We start from the raw sequence: 17,583 nt of genomic DNA, 5'->3' as shown, positions 1-17,583 counted from the left end.
GAGGGGACGACACCTTGGTCCAGACCGCCGAGACCCTCCTCGCGCCCGCCCACGAGCCCGCCGGCTCGCGCTACCGCGTCGAGGAGCTGCAGGGGCGCGCCGCCTTCGACGCGCTCCGGGACGAGTGGAACGGGCTGCTCGCGCGCGGCCCGGTGGACGTCCCGTTCGCCCGTCACGAGTGGATCTCCGCCTGGCTCGACGCCTTCGCGCCGGACGCCCCGCTGCGGGTGCTCGTCGCGCGCACCCGCGCCGGCCGGGCCGCCGGGATGGCCCCGCTCCTCTTGCAGCGAGAGCGCGGCGTGACGCGGCTCGTCGCCCCTGCGAACGACCACTCCTGCCGGGTGGAGTGGGTCCTCGGGGAGGACGCCCCCGGCGCGGTCGCGGCGCTGTGGGGCCACCTGCGCGACCGGATCCGCTGGGACGTGCTCGTGCTGCGGGACGTCCCGCGCGAGGGGCCGACCTCGGTGCTGCTGGAGGCGGCCGCGCGCGCGGACCGTCACCTCGCCGGGCGCTGGGAGTCGCTGCGGACGCCCTACGTCGAGCTGTCCGAGAAGGGCGCCGAGGAGCGCACGAGCGCGAAGTTCCGCGCGAACCTGCGCCGGCGCGCGAGGCGGCTCGGCGAGCTGGGCGCGGTCGCGCTCACGCGCGTGGACGGCGCCGAGGGGCTCGACGTGGCGCTCGCGGAGTTCTTCGCGCTCGAGGCGAGCGGGTGGAAGGGGCAGGGCGGCACCGCCATCGCGCTCGCGCAGCCCCTCGTGCAGTTCTACGCGCGCATCGCGCGGGACGCCGCCCAGCGCGGGGCGCTCGCGGTGCGCGCGCTCACCCTCGACGGCCGCGCCATCGCGGTGCACCTCGGCGTGGTGCACCGCGGCGTCTATTACCTGCCGAAGACGGCGTACGACGAGCGCCTCGGCCAGGTCTCGCCCGGGCAGCTCCTCCAGCGGGAGGTGCTCGCCGAGTGCGAGGCGCGCGGCCTCTCGCGCTTCGACTTCCTCGGCCCCGACATGGAGTGGAAGCGCGACTGGGCTCCGGCCCACGCTCCCCATGACTGGCTCTACGTGTATCGCCCCTCCTTCGCCGGCAGGGCCATGCACACGTTGAAGCACCGGGTCCGCCCGGCCGTGAAGGAGGCGCTCTCGTGGTGGCGATGAGTCGGGCGGTGGCGGCGCGGACCTGGCCGACCGCGCGCGAGGCGCGCAGGCGCTACATCCCGGCCCTGCCCACGCTCTGGCCGAGGATGCTCTCTCCCCTGGCCGCCTCCCGGCCGCCCGCCTTCCCGTTCGGGGCGCGGCGCACGACCCACTTCTACCTGGCGCGGAACGCGGTCTACCACGGCGCGCGGCTGCTCGGGCTCACGGGCCACGAGGTGCTCGTGCCGGCCTACCACCACGGCGTGGAGGTGGGGGCGCTCGCCGCGGCCGGCGCGTTCCCGCGCTTCGTGCGGGTGGACGCTCGCATGCGCCTCGACCTCGAGGACCTCGAGGCCAAGATCGGCCCCCGCACCCGCGCCCTCTACGTCATCCACTACGCCGGCTTCGCGCAGCCGATGGACGAGGTGACGGCGATCGCGCGGCGGCACGGGCTGCCGGTGGTGGAGGACTGCGCGCTGTCGCTCCTCGCCGCCGAGGGGACCCGGCCGCTCGGGTCGGTGGGCGCGCTCGGGATCTTCTGCTTCTACAAGACGCTCCCGGTGCCGAACGGCGGCGCGCTCGTCGTGAACGACCCGTCCGTTCGCGGCGAGGTCCCGCAGCCGGAGGCGGCGCCGCTCGCGTCCACGCTCTCCCACGCGACCGGCTCGCTCCTCCAGAACGCCGCGTTCCGGCTCGGGGACGCGGGCGAGGCGCTCCGCAGCGCGGCGCGGCGGGCGTACTCGTACGTGCGCGGCGCGACCGGAGTTCACCCGGTCTCCACCGGCACCATGACGTTCGACCTCGCGACGGTCGATCTCGGCATGAGCTCCCTCTCCGAGCTCATCGCCCGGCGGCTCGACGCCGAGGCCATCGTCGCGGCGCGGCGGCGCAACTACTTCCTCCTCCTCGGCCGGCTGCGCGACCGGGTGGTGCCGATCTTCCCGGAGCTGCCCGCCGGCGCGAGCCCGCTCTTCTACCCGCTCCTCTGCGACGACAAGGCAGCCGTGGCCGCGCGGCTCGCCGCGCGCGGCGTCGAGACGGTGGACTTCTGGCGCACCGGGCACCCGCTCTGCCCCGAGGAGCCGTTCCCGGACGTCGCGATGCTCCGGCGGCGCGTGCTCGAGCTCCCCGTGCATCAGGACCTGCAGCCCGACGACATGGCATACCTCGCCCGCTGCGTGAGGGAGGCGCTCGAGTGACGCCCACCAGCCCAGCGCCCGCCGGGGAGCGCGCCGCCGGCCTCACCGTCGTCGAGCACCGCGACCCCGCGCGCCTCGCGGTCCTGAAGGAGGAGTGGCGCGCGCTCTTCGACGCCGCCCAGGCGCCGTCGCCGTTCCTCTCCTGGGAGTGGCTCCACACCTTCCACCGCTGCTTCGCCGCGCGCCGGCCGATCTGGATCCTGGAGGCGCGCGACCGCGACGCGCGGCTCGCCGGGCTCCTCGTGCTCTCGGCGCGCCCGGGGCTCGTGGGGGAGCGGCGCTTCAGCCTCCTCGGCAACGGCCTCACCGGCGCGGACGGCCTCGACGTGCTCGCCCGGCCCGAGCACGCGGCCGCCGCGCGCGAGGCGATCGCGCGGGCGCTCGCGGCGGGGGCCGCGGCGTGGGACGTCCTCTGCCTCGAGGACCTCCCCTGCGGCTCGCCGACCGTCGCCGCCCTGCGCGCGGCCATGGCGCCGCGCGGAGTGCGGGCGCAGGTGGAGCGCGGCTTCGTCTGTCCCGGGTTCGTCGTGCGCGGCACCTTCGAGCAGCACCTCGCCAGGATCCGCCGGCGCGAGACGTACGCGCGGCGGGTCCGCTGGCTCGAGAAGCAGGCGGGCTTCCGGATCGAGGTCGCGGCCGCGGACGAGGCGACCGCCGCCATGGACGACTTCCTGCGGCTGCACCGGCTGCGCTGGGAGGTCGAGGGCGGCTCCTCCGGCATCCCGCCCGGGCCGGTCGAGGAGTTCCACCGCGAGGTGGCGCCGCTCCTCGCCGCGCGCGGCTGGCTGCGCATGTACCGCCTGTTCGTGGGGCGCGACGCGATCGCCGCGGTCTACGGCCTCGAGGTGGGCCGCCGCTTCTTCTACTATCAGTCCGGCTACGACCCTGCCTGGTCGGCCCGGAGCCCCGGCGTCGTGCTCGTCGGGCGGACGGTCGCGGACGCCTACGCGCGCGGCCTCACCGACTACGACTTCCTGCGCGGCACCGAGGCCTACAAGATGGACTGGGCCTGGGATCGCCGCGAGACGTGCAGCGTCCGCCTGCAGGCGCCGTCGCTGCGCGCCGGGACCGCCGTCGCCGCGGAGGAGGCGTTCCGCGCGGCGCGCGGGATCGCGAGGTCCGTCGCGCCGGAGCGGGTGTGGGGGGCGCTCAGGCGCGCGAGGCGCTCGCTCGAGGCGAGCGCGCTGGCGGGCGCGCGCGGCGGCTGACTGGCGGTACGGCGGGGGTGGGGCCGCGCCGCGCGGCGGCGAGGTCGAAGGTGAAGAAGAGAGGCGGAAGATGCCGGAGCGTGCGGACAACAGCCCGAAGTGGATCCTGAGGCGGGCGGTGAAGGTCGCGGCGGCGGGGACCTTCCTCGCGGCGGGGGTCCACCGCGCGGTGCGGACGTGGCAGCGGCGGCAGGCCGGCGGGACCCGCGTGGTCATCCTCTCGTACCACCGCGCCACCCTGGACTTCGAGGCGAGCGCCCGCGAGTCGATCGCCTCGATGTTCATCTCCGCACAGACCCTGCAGCGCCAGATCGAGGACATCGCGCGCACCCGCGAGATCGTGTCGCTCTCCGACGCGCGCCGGATCCTGGGCGAGCCGCCCGGCACGCGCCGCCGCGACGCGTTCGTCGTCACCTTCGACGACGGCTACGCCGACAACCACCACGTGGCGATGCCGGTCCTCGCCGCGCTCAAGGTCCCGGCCACCTTCTTCGTCGCGACCGGCTACACCGGCACGGCGAAGCGGTTCCCGCACGACCGCCTCTACGCCTCGCTCACCGAGATCGCGCGGCGCGGGATCCCGGTGGAGCGGGCAGGGCTGCCGGGGCCGCTGCAGTCCTTGCTCACCGCCTGCGCGGAGCCCGGGCCGGCCGCGACCCTCGACCGGCTCATCGCGCGGCTCCCGCACGATCGGCTGGTGGCGATCGCGGGCGCCCTCGAGGCGCGGACCGGCCTCGCCGAGCAGGACCTCCCCGACGACACGCGCGCGATGACCTGGGAAGAGCTCGCGGAGCTGCGCGGCGCGGGGATGGACGTGGGCGGCCACACCGTGAACCACGCGGTGCTCTCGAACCTGCCGCTCCAGGAGGCGCGCCGCGAGATCGCCGGCTGCAGCCAGATGATCGCGGAGCGGCTCGGGCGCCCGCCGCTCCACTTCGCCTATCCGAACGGCTACTACACGCCGGCGGTGCGGCACGCGGTCGCCGAGTCGGGGTTCGAGACGGGGGTCACCACGGAGGATCGCGAGAACGTGCGCGGCGGCGACCCGTACGCGATGTCGCGCAAGGTGCTCTGGGAGAACTCGACGCTCGGCCCGATCTCCTACAGCGCGGCGCTCGCCATCTGCAGCCTGGACAGCGTCTTCCACACGCTGGGGCTCGCTCGGCACGTCTCGGGCGAGCGCCCGGACGCCCTGTCCGGAGCGGTGGACGACGAGGCGCACGCGGCCGGCCGCGAGCGCGCGGCCTCGTGAGGTGCGGCGTGCGCTCGGGATCTTCAGGTACAGGTCCACTCCCTCGTCGAGCACGCCTGCCTGGCTGCTCAGCGGACCCCGAACGGACGGTGGCCGGGCGAGCCAGGGTGCGCGCACCTTCTGACCCACAGAGGTGGACATGACGGCTCACGCGGACGCAGCGACTCTCGACTCGGCGCTCCTCGCGCGGCAAGCGTGGATCGAGCGCGCGAGCCGGAGGTGGCACCTGCTCGTGCACGGCGCCACGCTCGCGTTCGTCGTGATGCTGTACTCGAACCCGCAGTTCTGGTGGCCGTGGTTCGAGCAGTTCCGGCTCGCCTTCGTGGCGATGGCGGTCGGAGCCTTCGCGCTGCTCATGCACCGGGTGACCTCCGGCGAGCGGGTGCGGGTGGGCGGTCCGGGCGTGGTCCCGCTCCTCGTCTACCTGTCCTTCGTGCCGCTCTCGCTCGCCTGGACCATCTCGCAGACCGACACCCTCGGCGCGACGGTCGAGGCCGCCAAGATGGCGGTGGTCTTCGTCGTCGTGCAGAACGCGGTGGACGGCCCCCAGCGGCTCAGGCGCTTCATGCTCGTGGGGACCCTCGCCGCGCTGGGCCCGGCCCTCGGGGCGATCGACGTCTGGCGCAACGACGACGCCCTCATCGACGGGTTCCGCACGCACTGGCGCGGTCCGTACGCAGATCCCAACCGCCTCGCGATGTGCCTCATCGCCGTGATGCCCTTCGCCCTCTACGGTGCGGTCACCGCGAGGAAGCGCTGGGCCCGCGTGGCGTTCGCCGCCGTCTTCGCCGCCCAAATCTCGGCCATCGTGCTCACCCACTCCCGCTCCGGCTCGGTGGCCGCGGCCGTCGCCATCGCACTCTTCCTGTTCCGCGGCAAGAGCCTCAGCACGGCGAGGAAGCTCGTCGCCGCCTCGGCCATCGCGCTCGGCCTCGTCGCGTTCGCGCCCTCGAGCTTCTGGGAGCGCAACGCCACGATCACGCAGTACGAGACGGACGTCTCGGTCGAGGGGCGCGAGAACGCCTGGAAGGTGCTGGGCGTGATCCTCGAGGAGCGCCCGTTCACGGGCGTGGGCGCGAGCGCGTACCTCCAGGCCTGGGGTCGCTACGCGCCGCTCGAGGCGGGCGGGCGCCGCTACGTCGCGCACAACATCCTGCTCGAGATCGTCGGCGAGCTCGGGGTGGTCGCGTTCCTGCTCTTCTGCGCGTTCGTCGCCTGGCTCATGCCGAAGCTGTGGCGCGTCGGCGCGGATCCGCTCGTCGGCACCGAGGCCCGCGCGGTCTTCGCGGCGCTCGCGGGCTACCTCGTCATCGAGATGGCCAACGGGTACTCGCTGTCCTGGTTCCTCTACTTCCTGTTCGCCTGCGCCCTGGTGACGATGCGGCTCTCGCGCGAGCGGGCGGCGCTCGGGGGGGAGCTGCCGCCGTGGGCCGCCCGCTGAAGATCCTCGTCTTCCAGGACCGCTTCCAGCTCGGTGGGCAGGAGCGTCAGACCGTCCTCAACGTCCGGACGATGGAGCGTTCGCGCTTCGAGCCGGTGGTCGCGACCCTGCACGACGACGGCGAGCACCTCGCGGACCTCGCCGCGGAGGGTGTCCGCCCGTTCGTGTTCGACGTCGGGAGCAAGCTCCTCAGGGCGTACACGCTGCTCCAGGTGGCGCGCCTCGTGCGCTTCGTCCAGGAGGAGCGGGTCCGGATCGTCCACGCCCAGGACCTTCGCACGAACGTCCTCGGCGTGGTCGCGGCCCGCCTCGCCGGCGTCCCGTCGATCGTCACCCGCGTGGATCTCGGGCACCAGCTCCCCGGCCTGCACCGCCCCGCGCTCGTGCTCGCGTCGCGCCTCGCCGACCGGGTGCTCGTGAACGCGCTCTGCATCCGCGACCAGGCCGTCCGCGACGGAGTGGCGCCGGACCGCGTCGTGGTGGTGCGGAACGGCGTGGATCTCGGCGAGCTCGACCGCGCGGCGCGCCGCGCCCCCGAGGCCCCCGCGCCGGAGGCCGGCGCGATCGTCTGCGTCGCCAACATGCACCATCCCGTGAAGGGCCAGACGGACCTCCTCCACGCGATGCGGGAGGTCGTGCGCGCCCGGCCCGAGGCGCGCCTCGTGCTCGTCGGCGACGGCGCGCGCCGGCCGCTCCTCGAGCGGGCGGCCCGCCAGCTCGGGGTGGCCGAGCACTGCCACTTCCTCGGCCACCGCCGCGACGTGGCCTCACTCCTCGCGCGGGCGGAGGTGGCGGTCTCGCCCAGCTACGCCGAGGGGATCTCGAACGCCCTCCTGGAGGCGATGGCCGCGCGCCTCCCCGTGGTCGCGACCTCGGTGGGCGGGACTCCGGAGCTCGTCCACGAGGGCGAGGAGGGCTTCCTCGTCCCGCCCGGCGCGCCGGCCGTCCTCGCGCGGCGCCTCCTGGAGCTCCTCGACGACGCCCCGCTGCGGCGACGGATGGGCGAGCGGGGTCGGCGGCGGGTCGAGCGTGAGTTCTCGGTGGAGCAGATGCGCGCGAGCTACGACGCGCTGTACGAGGACCTGACCGGGCTAGACGTCCCTCGCATCGTCTACGGCGCGGTGCGCCGCGAGGGGGCGCAGGCCCGCTGAGCTTTCACGGAGCCCGGCCGGCCGGCGCGAGCGGATCGCGGCGAGCGCGGCGGCCGGGCGCACGCCCGTCATCCAGAGCACCGCGACATAGATCGCGGCGCCCACGAGCCCCGCGATGGCGAGCGGCACGAACCGGTACAGGGCGGTCGCGGCGGCACCTGGCGCCTCCAGCGCAGGGGCCGCGCGGAGGACCGCGACGCCGGCGATCGCGGCGAGCGTCCCGCCGATCCCGGCCCGCGAGATCTCGCCCCAGGGCACGAGCGCCTGCAGCGGCGGACGGACGCCCGCGTCGGCGAGCGCGCGCGGGAGCCGGGCCGCGAGCATCGCCTTGCCGACGAGCTCCGCCGCGACGTAGGACCCGACCCCGCCGAGGATCCCGAAGCGGCTCACGCCGGCCCACACGAGCGGCACCGTCGCGACCGCCTTCACGACGTACGCGCGGAACAGGTGCCGCGTCTCGTTGCGGGCGCGGAGCGCAGCGTCCATGGGGAAGACGCCGAACGGGATGGCGAGCAGCCAGACGCGGAAGATCGTGGCGGAGGGCGCGAAGCGCTCGCCGAACACGGCGACCACGAAGTCCGGGGCGATCGCCCACAGGAAGACGACGCCCGGCAGGAGGTAGCGGGCGAGGTGGCCCGCGGCCTCGCGGAAGACGGCGACGCTCTCGCCCGCGCGTCCCGCCTTCTCGAGCGCGCCGAGGCGCACCATGAGGACCTCGCCGGTGGGCGTGTACAGCAGATCCACGAACGGCGGGTCGAAGCAGCCGGCCGCGTAGATCGCGAAGAGGGCGGGGCCGACGGTGCTCGCGACGACGTACTGGTGGGCGTACTGCTGGGGGATCGCGACGAGCATCGCCATCCCGAACGGGAAGGCGTACGCCAGCTGTCCCGCGAAGAGGCGCCGGTCGAGGAGGGGGCCTCGCTTCCCGCCCAGCATCACCGCCCAGGCGGCCACGAGCCGGAGCGCGGCGAGCAAGGTGAGGGTGGTCATCATCGCCCCCAGGCCGCGGCCCGTGGTGGCCGGCACCACGAACGCGGCGGCGCGGGCGCTGTCCCACACGAGGTAGGTGAGCGCGGAGCGACGCGTCTGGCCCTGGCTCGTCATCGAGAGCTCGAGCGGGGACGCGGCGACGGTGAAGCCCGTGTAGAGCGCGAGGAGGAGGCGATGGTCGAGCAGCCCTGGGTTCTCGAAGGCCGCGGCCACGCGCGGCATCGCGGCGAACAGCCCCACCGCCGCCACGCCGCCCGCCGCGAGCAGGAAGAGCAGGGTCTGGCCGAAGTAGACGCGCCGGTGGGTCGTGCGCGGAATGAAGTAGTAGAGGCTCTGCCCGACGCCCAGCGGGAGGATCGACGAGAGCGTCAGCGCGATGAGGAAGAGCTGCTTGTACGTGCCGTACTCGGCGAGCGGGAGGACCCGCGCGAGCACGAGCGGGATCGACAGCGTCAGGATCGCGGTGAAGAGGCGCGCCGCGATGAGCGGCCCCGCCTGTCTCATGAGGGACGCCCCGCCCGGATCCGCCGCGTCGGTCTCGGCCGCCATTCCACAAGACGGTCGGGCTCCGTGCGTGGCGCGGCAACGGGGCGCCGCGGCGGCCACCCCGGAGGGCCACCGGCATGACGCGCTGGGACGCCCGTGACACCCCGTGACAAGCAGGCACCGAAGTGGTCTGCTCCCGTCGATGTCCAGCGATCGCGCCGCCGTGTGCAAGCACGTGGCCGAGGGTGGCGCGCCCATCCTGGCCGCGGCCCGCGGCCGAGACGGGGGCGCGGAGTGGCGGTTCCGGTGCGGGCGCGCCCCGCACGACGCCGCCGACGACCGCGACTGGACGCTCGACGCCGTGGTGGCGCGCGACCCGTCGTGCGTCGAGATCGTGCTGCACCCGCGCGGAACGACGCTCGGCCGCGCCGGCCTCGGGGAGCGCTGGCACGTCCGGGAGGGCCCGCTCCCGCTCCCCACGCGACCGTCGCGCCGCTGGCCGTCGCTCGATCCGCGCTATCCGCCCCGGCGCGGCGAGCCGCTCGACGCGCTCGACCTCCGCGTGCTCGCGGACGTCGCCGAGGGCGGGTGGCACGTCATCCAGGCCGAGGGCGCGGGCGCTGAGCACGCCTTCACGGTCGGGCTGTTCCGCTCGTTCGATCACCCGGAGGTCATCGTCTTCGGCCTCGACGCCGCGACTCGCGAGGCCGCGCTCGACCGCCTCGGCGCGCGCGTGCGCGCCGGGGAGCGGTTCGAGGAGGGCGGCGTCGTGGACGGGATCCTCCTGGACCGTCCGGTCGCGTTCCGGCCGGTCGCGCGCCGCCACTACCCGGCGTACCTCGGCTACGCAGGCTGGTTCCACGGCGGCCCGCGCTTCCCGGCGCTGCAGGCGGTGTGGCCCGACTCGGAGGGACGGTTCCCCTGGGAGCGCTGGTTCTCGCACGCGCTCCGGGATGCGCAGCCGCTCCTCGCCGAGCTCGAGCCGGCCTAGGTCTCCGCGCGTCCGTCCGTCCCCGTCGCGGGGGAGAGCTCGCCGCGCCGCACCCTCGAAATGCCACCGCCCCGCGCACGCCGCGAGGTCGCGGCGCATGCGGGGCGGGGCTCGCCGGCGCGGAGCCGGCGGGGACGGCTGACGGCTTACGGCTCCTTCTTGGGCGGCTCGGCCTCGAAGAAGCGCATCGCCGCGGAGGGCGGCAGCGCCGCGAGCGTCTGCACCTCGTTGGCGTACCCGCCGAGCGTCGCCTTGATGAAGTCCTTGTTCATCCGCGAGATGACCTCGAGCTTGATGCCGGCCGGGCAGACCGCCTCGCACTCGCCGATCGTCGTGCAGTGACCGAAGCCCTCGGCGTGCGCCTGGCTCGTCATGGCGATCGCGCGCCCCATGCGCTCGGGCTGACCCTGAGGCAGGTGGCCGAGGTGCGCGATCTTGGCGCCGGTGAAGAGCGCCGCCGCGGCGTTCGGGCAGGACGCGACGCACGCGCCACACCCGATGCACGCCGCCGCCTCCATCGCCTTGTCGGCGGACGGCTTCGGGATGAGGATCTGGTTCGCCTCGGCCGCGCTGCCGGCGCGGGTCGAGGTGTAGCCGCCCGCGGCGATGATGCGATCGAGGGCGGACCGGTCGACGATGAGGTCGCGCAGCACCGGGAACGCCGACGCCCGCCACGGCTCGAGGCGCAGCACGTCGCCGTCCTTGAAGTGGCGCATGTGCGTCTGGCACACGGTCGCGTTGCGGAGCGGCCCGTGCGCCTCGCCGTTGATGAGGAAGCCGCACATGCCGCAGATGCCCTCGCGGCAGTCGGAGTCGAACGCCACCGGCTCCTTGCCCTCCGAGACGAGCTGCTGGTTCAGCACGTCCAGCATCTCGAGGAAGGACATGTGCTCGTTGACGTTCGGCACCTCGAACCGCTCGAAGCGGCCGGGGTCGCGCGGGTTCTTCTGACGCCAGATGTCGAGGGTGATCCTCACTTGTAGCTCCGCTGAGCGAGGTGGATGTTCTCGAACACGAGTGGCTCCTTGTTCAGGACGGGCGTCGTTCCGACACCCTTGAACTCCCAGGCCGCCACGTACGCGTACTCGTCATCGTTACGCTGCGCCTCACCGTCCGAGGTCTGGTACTCGACCCGGAAGTGGCCGCCGCACGACTCGTTCCGCTGGAGCGCGTCGTAGCAGAGCAGCTCGGCGAGCTCGAAGAAGTCGGCGACCCGGCCGGCCTGCTCGAGCTGCTGGTTGAGCTCGGCGCCCGAGCCGGTGACCCGCAGCTCCTTGTAGAACCTCTCGCGGAGCTCCGGGATGACGGAGAGCGCGTGCGTGAGGCTCTCCTTCGTCCGCGCCATGCCGCAGTCGTTCCACATGATCTCGCCGAGCTCGCGGTGGAGCTGGTCGGCGCTCTTCTTGCCGCCGATGGACATGAGGCGCTTCGTCCGCTCGTTCACCTCGCGCTCGGCGTCCTTCACGGCCGGGTGGGAGGTGTCCATCTTCGCGAAGCCGCCGCGGGCGAGGTAGTCGCCGACGGTGTACGGCAGGACGAAGTAGCCGTCCGCGAGCCCCTGCATGAGCGCGCTCGCGCCGAGGCGGTTGGCGCCGTGGTCCGAGAAGTTCGCCTCGCCGCCCACGAACAGGCCGGGGAGGTTGGACATGAGGTTGTAGTCCACCCAGAGGCCGCCCATCGTGTAGTGGACGGCAGGGTAGATGCGCATCGGGACGTCGTGCGGGTCCTCACCGGTGATCCGCTCGTACATCTCGAACAGGTTCCCGTAGCGCTCGTCCATGACCTTCCGGCCGAGCCGTTTGAAGGCGTCGCGGAAGTCCAGGTAGACGCCGAGGCCGCCGGGACCGACGCCGCGCCCCTGGTCGCAGACGTTCTTCGCCTGGCGGGAGGAGATGTCGCGCGGGGCGAGGTTGCCGTACGTCGGGTAGATCCGCTCGAGGTAGTAGTCGCGGTCGGACTCGGGGATCTCGTTCGGCGGCCGCTTGTCGCCGGCTGCCTTCGGCACCCAGACGCGCCCGTCGTTGCGGAGCGACTCGCTCATCAGCGTGAGCTTCGACTGGTACTCGCCCGACTTCGGGATGCAGGTCGGGTGGATCTGCGTGTAGCAGGGGTTCGCGAAGAACGCGCCCTTGCGGTGAGCACGCCAGATGGCCGTGGCGTTCGAGCCCTTCGCGTTCGTCGACAGGTAGAAGACGTTGCCGTAGCCGCCGGTGGCGAGCACCACGGCGTCGGCGACGTACGAGGAGATCTTGCCGGTGACGAGGTCGCGCACCACGATGCCGCGGGCGCGTCCGTCGACGACGATGAGCTCCATCATCTCCGTGCGGACGAACTGCTTCACGGTGCCGGCGGCCACCTGCCGCTGCAAGGCCTGGTAGGCGCCGAGCAGGAGCTGCTGGCCCGTCTGGCCGCGCGCGTAGAACGTGCGGGAGACGAGGGCACCGCCGAAGGAGCGGTTCGCGAGCGCGCCGCCGTACTCGCGGGCGAACGGGACGCCCTGCGCGACGCACTGGTCGATGATGTTCGCGGACACCTCGGCGAGGCGGTAGACGTTCGCCTCGCGGGCGCGGAAGTCGCCGCCCTTGATGGTGTCGTAGAACAGGCGCTGCACCGAGTCGCCGTCGTTCTGGTACGACTTGGCGGCGTTGATGCCGCCCTGCGCGGCGATCGAGTGCGCGCGGCGGGGAGTGTCCTGGAAGCAGAAGTTCAGGACCTCGTAGCCGAGCTCACCGAGGGACGCCGCGGCGGCCCCGCCGGCGAGGCCGGTGCCCACCACGATGACCCGGTACTTCCGCTTGTTGGCGGGGTTGACGAGCTTCAGGTCGAACTTCTGCTTCTGCCACTTCTGCTCGATGGGGCCAGAAGGGATGTGCGCGTCGAGCGGCATGTCTTTGTTCACCCCACGAGGCCGAGGATGACGGCCAGCGGAACGGCGGAGAACCCGAGCGTCAGGAGCACGGCAAAGCCGATCGCGAACTTCTGGATCGTCGGCGAGATGCCGCGGTTCGAGAGGCCGAGCGACTGGAACATCGAATAGAGCCCGTGCCAGAGGTGGAAGCCGAGCCCGATCATCGCGACGAGGTAGATGGCGGCGCCCACCGCGCGCGACAGGCTCGCGACGAGGTTGGCGTACACCTGCCCGTGCTCGAACCTCGGGTTCACCACGCCGATCGTGAGATCGAGCAGGTGGTAAACGACGAAGAGGAGGATGAGCAGGCCGCTCCAGATCATCGTCCGCGAGGCGGTGGACGAGACCACCGGACGGTAGTCCTGGTAGCCCACGGGGCGCGCGCGCTGGCGTTCCATCCAGAGCTCGATGCCCGCGAGCGCGTGGACGAACACCGCCACGAGCAGCACGATCCTCGTGAACCAGAGGAACGGCGGGGAGATGCGGAGCAGCTCCGCATAGTGATTGATTTTCGCGGCACCCTGGAAGACCTGCAGGTTGCCGATCATGTGAACGAGGACGAACAGGAACAGCACGATCCCCGTCACAGCCATCAGCGCCTTCTTACCGACGGCGCTGTTCCACAGGGCGCCCAGGCGCGTAGCGCGGGGCGCGGACACCGGACTCACGGAGGTCGACATAGAGGCCGACACGGTGCCAGACCACGCGCGGGTATGCTAGTCCCGGGAGGGGCCCTTTGCGGGCCAGACTGGTCCGTTAATTTGCGGCGCATGAAACGCATCTGCGTGTTCTGCGGCTCCTCCCCCGGGATCAACGGTTCGTACGTGGCGATGGCGCAGGAGGTCGGGAGGGCGCTCGCGAGGCGCGGGCTCGGCCTCGTGTACGGAGGCGGGAGCGTCGGGCTCATGGGCGCGGTGGCGAGCGCCGCGCTCGAGGCGGGCGGCGAGGTGGACGGGGTGATCCCGCGAGCGCTCCTCGCGCGCGAGCTCGGCCACGGCGGCCTCACGCGGCAGCACGTGGTCGGATCGATGCACGAGCGCAAGGCGAAGATGGCGGAGCTCTCCGACGCCTTCCTCGCGCTGCCCGGCGGGATGGGCACGCTCGAGGAGCTCTCCGAGATCCTCACCTGGGCGCAGCTCGGCCTCCACGCGAAGCCCTGCGGGCTCCTCGACGTCGCCGGCTATTACCGCCCGCTCATCTCCTATTTCGATCATGCGGTGACGGAGGGCTTCCTTCGGTCCGAGCATCGCCGGCTCATCCTCGTCGGAGAGGAGCCCGGAGCGCTGCTCGACGCGTTCGACCGGTTCGAGCCGCCGCGCGTGCAGAGGTGGATCGATCCCGAGACCGCGTGAGGGCAGCGGGCGGGGCGTGAATCCCTTGCGACACGCGAGCCGCCCGCCCACAGGGGGAGGCGGTCGGCGCGGGCGGGCGGACGGTCCGCCCGTCCCCGAGGGATCGGGCCGGGATGGCGAAATGCCCGTGATGTCGCGGTGCGGCACGGCACCCGGGCCGCGGAGCCCGGCGGCCTGCGGGAGCGGCACGCTTGTCGCTAGTGTGCTCGGAAGGGACGGGCCCTGGGGTCCGTCCGGAGGACGAACATGCTCGCGATCCTGCTCGCCGCGGCCCTGGCCGCCGCGCCGGCGCAAGACACGGTGGTCATCAAGGACGGGACCCGGGTCACCGGCACCATCGTCGAGGAGAGCCCGTCGACGGGCGTCACGATCCAGCTCGAGGACGGCACCCTGCGGCGCTTCGACCCCGACGCGATCGTGCGGATCGAGCGCGGCGGTGGCGCGAGGCAGGCGAGCCCGGCCGGCCCGCCGCAGTCGCAGCCGTCCGGGCCCGCGGCGACCGCGCCGCAGGAGCCGAGGAGCGCCCCGCCGGTCGTGCAGGGGCCGCTCGACACCGTCTTCCTCGTGAGCGGCGGACGCGTCCGCGGGCGCGTCATCGAGGAGGTCTCCGAGGGCGTGACGATCCAGCTCCCCGACGGGACGACCCGGCGGATCCCCGCGGAGCAGATCGCGCGCATCGCCTACGCGGACGGCTCGGTGCGCGTGCGCCGCGAGCCCTATCCGCGCCCTCCGCCACCGCGGCGTCCGCCACCGCCCGCGGGGCCGCCGTACGCGGGCCCGCCGCCGTACGCTCAGCCTGCCCAGGCGCGCCCGCAGCGAGGCCTCGCGCCCATCCTCCCCGTGTACGCCTCCTTCGGGCTGGGAGGGATCGGCTTCGGCGGCGACATGGGAGATGGGATCGACACGGGCGACGTGCTCGAGGGGCAGCTCGACCTCTGGTTCGAGGGCGGCGCGCGCATCACGCCCGCCATCGGCCTCGGCCTTTACCTCGACGTGGGCGTCGGTGACGCGGGCAACATGTACCGGGACGCCTGCTCCGCGGCGGGGCTCGACTGCATGTCCTCGACGGTGAAGTTCGGCGTGCTCCTCAGGCACACCTGGGGCGCCACCTCGCCGGTCGGCAAGTGGCTCGCGGTCGGCACCGGCTTCGCCGCGGCGAATGTGACGACGTCGAACGGCGACAGCCACGAGCTCGTCTCCTACACCGGCCACGAGATGCTGCGCCTCATGGGCGGCGTCGATCTGCGCTCGAACCCGGTGTTCGGCGTCGGCCTCTACGGCGGCGTCTCGTGGACCACCTACACGCGCATCGAGGAGGAGGGCCTCGGACTGCCCCGCCGCTCGATCGACGACCGCGGGCTCCAGCCGCTCTTCGAGGCGGGCGTGCGGTTCACGCTATTCCCGTAGCGAGGGCGCTAGACGACAGTTTGGCGGGCTCGCTTCGCTGGCCTGTTCGCGAGTCATGATCGGCCGTTCAGCGCGTCGCCGGCGCCCCCTCCGCCCCCTCCGCCGTTGAGAGGTGCCGCGCCACCGTCGCGAGGACGTCCTCGAGCTCGAACGGCTTCGACAGCCATCCCTCGGCGCCGATCTCCTCGGCGCGGCCCCGCGCGTTCTCGGCGGCCGTCACGACGACGATCGGGCAGGCGTGCCCGAAGCGGGTACGGAACTCGCGCGCGAACTCCCACCCGTTCATGCCGGGCATCCGCATGTCGAGGAGGATCACGCCCGGCATCTCCTCGGCGACGCGGGCGAGCGCCGCTCCGCCTTCCTGGGCGGTCCGCACCTTGTGGCCGGCGTCCTCGAGGATCATCTCGAGCAGGGCGAGGAGGTCCGGATCGTCCTCGACGACGAGCACGCTGCGCGAGGTCATGCGGAGCCCTCCCCGGCGAGCGGCACGCTGAAGTGGAAGGTGGAGCCGCGGCCCGGGGCGCTCTCGAACCACATGCGCCCGCCGTGGAGGGCCACGATCTCGCGGCTCATGTCGAGGCCCAGGCCGAGCCCGCCGTAGTCCTGCGGCGTGCCCGCGTGGGCGCGGTAGTAGCGCTCGAAGATCCGGGCCTGACGCTCGGGCGGGATGCCGAGGCCGTGGTCCTCCACCGAGAAGATCGCCTCGCCGTCCCGCGACTCGACGCGCGCCGAGACCGCGCCGCCGCCGGGGGAGTAGCGGACCGCGTTGTCGACGAGGCTCGTGATCACGCGCGAGAGCCGTTCGCGATCGGCGAGCACCTGCGCCGGCACGGTCGCGACCGAGAGGGCGTGGGCCGGCGCGGCGGGTCGCATGCGGGACACGACCTCGCCGGCGAGCGCGCCGAGGTCGAAGTGCTGCAGGTGCCCCTCGCGCGCGTCGAGCCGGAGGCGCGTCGTGTCGAGGAGGTGCTGGACGAGCCTGTTCAGGCGGTCCACCTGGCGCTGGATGACGACGAGCGCCTGCGCCTCGCCGGGATCTCGCTTCTGGAGGAGCTGGGCATACGCCTTGATCACGGCGAGGGGGGTCTTGAACTCGTGCGCGGCGGTGGAGAGGAACTCGTCGCGCAGCTCGTCCAGCCGGCGCGCGGGCGAGACGTCGCGCAGCACCGCGACGGCGAGCTCCGTTCCGCCGCCCGGGACGAGCACGGGGGAGGCGGTGACGGAGAGGAACACGTCGCGGCCGTCGGCGGAGCGGATGATCGCGTCGTACGCGGGCACCCGCTCGCCCTTGAGCGCGCGGATCGTCGCGAAGCGCTCGAGCGGGACCGGCGTGCCGTCGAGGTGGCGCAGCTGGAAGCGCTTGCCCCACTCGGCGATCGGCATGAGCAGCGCCTCGCGGCTGCCGACGCGCAGGAGCTCGGCCGCGGCCTGGTTCGCCTCCACGATCTGGGTGTCCGCGTCCACGACGAGCACCGCGTCCGCCATGCTCTCGATGGTGGCGCGGATCTCTGCGCCGCGCGTGCGCAGGCCGCGCTCGCGACGCCCGATGAGCGCGTACAGCATCACGGAGGTGACCGCGACGAAGGCGATGCCCTTCGCGGTCTGGATCATCGTCCCGGCGTGATCGCCGATCAGCAGCTCGACGGCCCGATCGGACAGCTCGATCCAGACGGCGGAGAGCAGCGCGTAAGCGGCGACGATGCGGCCGGGCGGCCAGGGCAGGCGCCGCCGCCAGCGTGAGGCGCGGGGCGGTTCGGAAACGTTCGGTCGAGGCTCGCCCGCGCGCTGGGAGGGGCCAGGGGGCACTCGGACTGTCTAATCCGTGTGACGGGACCTTGTCATCTCGCCCGGACGGGACAGGTTCGGTTTCACTGATAGAGAAATCGTGATGGGGAGCCCATCGTGCGGCGGGGCGGTCGCCGCCTCGCGGATCGCTCACCCGCGCGCGGCGGATCGATTTGCGTACTCGGCTCGCGAGCACGCACCGGTTGCGCGCCGGAGGACGGGAGGCGGCGGCGCGGGGAGGGGGTGCGGGCCTCCGAAGCCCGCGAGAAATGGGCGGAAGCGC

General features: G+C 73.3%; 15 protein-coding genes. 9 read left to right on the top strand and 6 right to left on the bottom strand.

Annotation, left to right across the window (positions count from 1 at the left end; genetic code table 11):
- Positions 1–14 precede the first annotated feature (14 nt).
- The 6 genes from MLV88_RS11345 to MLV88_RS11320 all read left to right on the top strand — a co-directional run bounded on the left by MLV88_RS11345 (position 15) and on the right by MLV88_RS11320 (position 7,381).
- Positions 15–1,151 (top strand): GNAT family N-acetyltransferase, encoded by a 1,137-nt coding sequence (locus MLV88_RS11345; protein ID WP_242353658.1) that lies wholly within the window; start codon positions 15–17, stop codon positions 1,149–1,151.
- The gene (locus MLV88_RS11340) at positions 1,148–2,329 is read left to right on the top strand and encodes a DegT/DnrJ/EryC1/StrS family aminotransferase (RefSeq protein ID WP_243337555.1); all 1,182 of its coding nucleotides are present in this window, start codon (positions 1,148–1,150) and stop codon (positions 2,327–2,329) included. Before MLV88_RS11345 ends, MLV88_RS11340 begins: the two co-directional genes overlap by 4 nt.
- Positions 2,326–3,537, top strand: a complete 1,212-nt coding sequence (locus MLV88_RS24595; RefSeq protein ID WP_242353660.1) for a GNAT family N-acetyltransferase — start codon at positions 2,326–2,328, stop codon at positions 3,535–3,537. The genes MLV88_RS11340 and MLV88_RS24595 overlap by 4 nt, the downstream gene beginning before the upstream one ends.
- A gap of 70 nt (positions 3,538–3,607) precedes the next feature.
- Positions 3,608–4,789 (top strand): polysaccharide deacetylase family protein, encoded by a 1,182-nt coding sequence (locus MLV88_RS11330; RefSeq protein WP_242335842.1) that lies wholly within the window; start codon positions 3,608–3,610, stop codon positions 4,787–4,789.
- Between the two features lie 139 nt (positions 4,790–4,928).
- Positions 4,929–6,230, top strand: a complete 1,302-nt coding sequence (locus MLV88_RS11325) for an O-antigen ligase family protein (protein WP_242335844.1) — start codon at positions 4,929–4,931, stop codon at positions 6,228–6,230.
- Positions 6,215–7,381 carry a glycosyltransferase gene (locus tag MLV88_RS11320; RefSeq protein WP_243337532.1) on the top strand — a complete coding sequence of 389 codons (1,167 nt, stop codon included), beginning with the start codon at positions 6,215–6,217 and terminating at the stop codon, positions 7,379–7,381. The genes MLV88_RS11325 and MLV88_RS11320 overlap by 16 nt, the downstream gene beginning before the upstream one ends.
- Here the strand turns inward: MLV88_RS11320 and MLV88_RS11315 are convergent.
- Entirely contained in the window at positions 7,322–8,920 is a 1,599-nt protein-coding gene (locus tag MLV88_RS11315) for an oligosaccharide flippase family protein (protein WP_243337530.1), read from the bottom strand. The genes MLV88_RS11320 and MLV88_RS11315 overlap by 60 nt on opposite strands.
- A gap of 139 nt (positions 8,921–9,059) precedes the next feature.
- Here MLV88_RS11315 and MLV88_RS11310 point away from each other — a divergent pair, with 139 nt between their 5' ends.
- Entirely contained in the window at positions 9,060–9,848 is a 789-nt protein-coding gene (locus tag MLV88_RS11310; protein ID WP_243337527.1) for a DUF4262 domain-containing protein, read from the top strand.
- A gap of 146 nt (positions 9,849–9,994) precedes the next feature.
- On the opposite strand, the gene MLV88_RS11305 is transcribed toward MLV88_RS11310, so the two are convergent.
- Genes MLV88_RS11305 through MLV88_RS11295 form a run of 3 tightly spaced genes read right to left on the bottom strand, consistent with a single transcriptional unit; the run spans position 9,995 to position 13,436 of the window.
- On the bottom strand, positions 9,995–10,825 hold the full coding sequence (locus MLV88_RS11305; RefSeq protein ID WP_242360299.1) for a succinate dehydrogenase/fumarate reductase iron-sulfur subunit: 831 nt from the start codon (positions 10,823–10,825) through the stop codon (positions 9,995–9,997).
- Positions 10,822–12,735: a fumarate reductase/succinate dehydrogenase flavoprotein subunit gene (locus MLV88_RS11300; RefSeq protein WP_242335858.1), complete on the bottom strand. Its 1,914-nt coding sequence runs from the start codon at positions 12,733–12,735 to the stop codon at positions 10,822–10,824. The genes MLV88_RS11305 and MLV88_RS11300 overlap by 4 nt, the downstream gene beginning before the upstream one ends.
- A gap of 8 nt (positions 12,736–12,743) precedes the next feature.
- Positions 12,744–13,436, bottom strand: a complete 693-nt coding sequence (locus MLV88_RS11295; RefSeq protein WP_255821130.1) for a succinate dehydrogenase cytochrome b subunit — start codon at positions 13,434–13,436, stop codon at positions 12,744–12,746.
- Positions 13,437–13,526: 90 nt separating this feature from the next.
- On the opposite strand from MLV88_RS11295, the gene MLV88_RS11290 reads away from it, so the two are divergent.
- Both MLV88_RS11290 and MLV88_RS11285 read left to right on the top strand, forming a co-directional pair.
- Positions 13,527–14,108 (top strand): LOG family protein, encoded by a 582-nt coding sequence (locus MLV88_RS11290; protein WP_242335865.1) that lies wholly within the window; start codon positions 13,527–13,529, stop codon positions 14,106–14,108.
- Between the two features lie 246 nt (positions 14,109–14,354).
- Entirely contained in the window at positions 14,355–15,515 is a 1,161-nt protein-coding gene (locus tag MLV88_RS11285; RefSeq protein ID WP_242335867.1) for a hypothetical protein, read from the top strand.
- Between the two features lie 67 nt (positions 15,516–15,582).
- Here MLV88_RS11285 and MLV88_RS11280 read toward each other — a convergent pair whose 3' ends face one another.
- Both MLV88_RS11280 and MLV88_RS11275 read right to left on the bottom strand, forming a co-directional pair.
- Entirely contained in the window at positions 15,583–15,978 is a 396-nt protein-coding gene (locus MLV88_RS11280; RefSeq protein ID WP_242335870.1) for a response regulator, read from the bottom strand.
- Positions 15,975–17,321 (bottom strand): sensor histidine kinase, encoded by a 1,347-nt coding sequence (locus MLV88_RS11275; RefSeq protein ID WP_242335874.1) that lies wholly within the window; start codon positions 17,319–17,321, stop codon positions 15,975–15,977. The genes MLV88_RS11280 and MLV88_RS11275 overlap by 4 nt, the downstream gene beginning before the upstream one ends.
- Positions 17,322–17,583 lie beyond the last annotated feature (262 nt).

The sequence above is a fragment of the Anaeromyxobacter soli genome, from assembly GCF_022808855.1.
Classification (GTDB): Bacteria; Myxococcota; Myxococcia; order Myxococcales; family Anaeromyxobacteraceae; genus Anaeromyxobacter; species Anaeromyxobacter soli.
This window is presented reverse-complemented; position numbering and strand designations above follow the sequence as displayed.

Excerpts from the sequence above, each read along its gene's own strand:
- MLV88_RS11340 (WP_243337555.1), top strand. The coding sequence starts at position 1,148 with ATGAGTCGGGCGGTGGCGGCGCGGACCTGGCCGACCGCGCGCGAGGCG.
- MLV88_RS11330 (WP_242335842.1), top strand. The coding sequence starts at position 3,608 with ATGCCGGAGCGTGCGGACAACAGCCCGAAGTGGATCCTGAGGCGGGCG.
- MLV88_RS11325 (WP_242335844.1), top strand. The coding sequence starts at position 4,929 with ATGACGGCTCACGCGGACGCAGCGACTCTCGACTCGGCGCTCCTCGCG.
- MLV88_RS11315 (WP_243337530.1), bottom strand. The coding sequence starts at position 8,920 with ATGGCGGCCGAGACCGACGCGGCGGATCCGGGCGGGGCGTCCCTCATG.
- MLV88_RS11310 (WP_243337527.1), top strand. The coding sequence starts at position 9,060 with ATGTCCAGCGATCGCGCCGCCGTGTGCAAGCACGTGGCCGAGGGTGGC.
- MLV88_RS11300 (WP_242335858.1), bottom strand. The coding sequence starts at position 12,735 with ATGCCGCTCGACGCGCACATCCCTTCTGGCCCCATCGAGCAGAAGTGG.
- MLV88_RS11295 (WP_255821130.1), bottom strand. The coding sequence starts at position 13,436 with ATGTCGACCTCCGTGAGTCCGGTGTCCGCGCCCCGCGCTACGCGCCTG.
- MLV88_RS11290 (WP_242335865.1), top strand. The coding sequence starts at position 13,527 with ATGAAACGCATCTGCGTGTTCTGCGGCTCCTCCCCCGGGATCAACGGT.
- MLV88_RS11285 (WP_242335867.1), top strand. The coding sequence starts at position 14,355 with ATGCTCGCGATCCTGCTCGCCGCGGCCCTGGCCGCCGCGCCGGCGCAA.
- MLV88_RS11280 (WP_242335870.1), bottom strand. The coding sequence starts at position 15,978 with ATGACCTCGCGCAGCGTGCTCGTCGTCGAGGACGATCCGGACCTCCTC.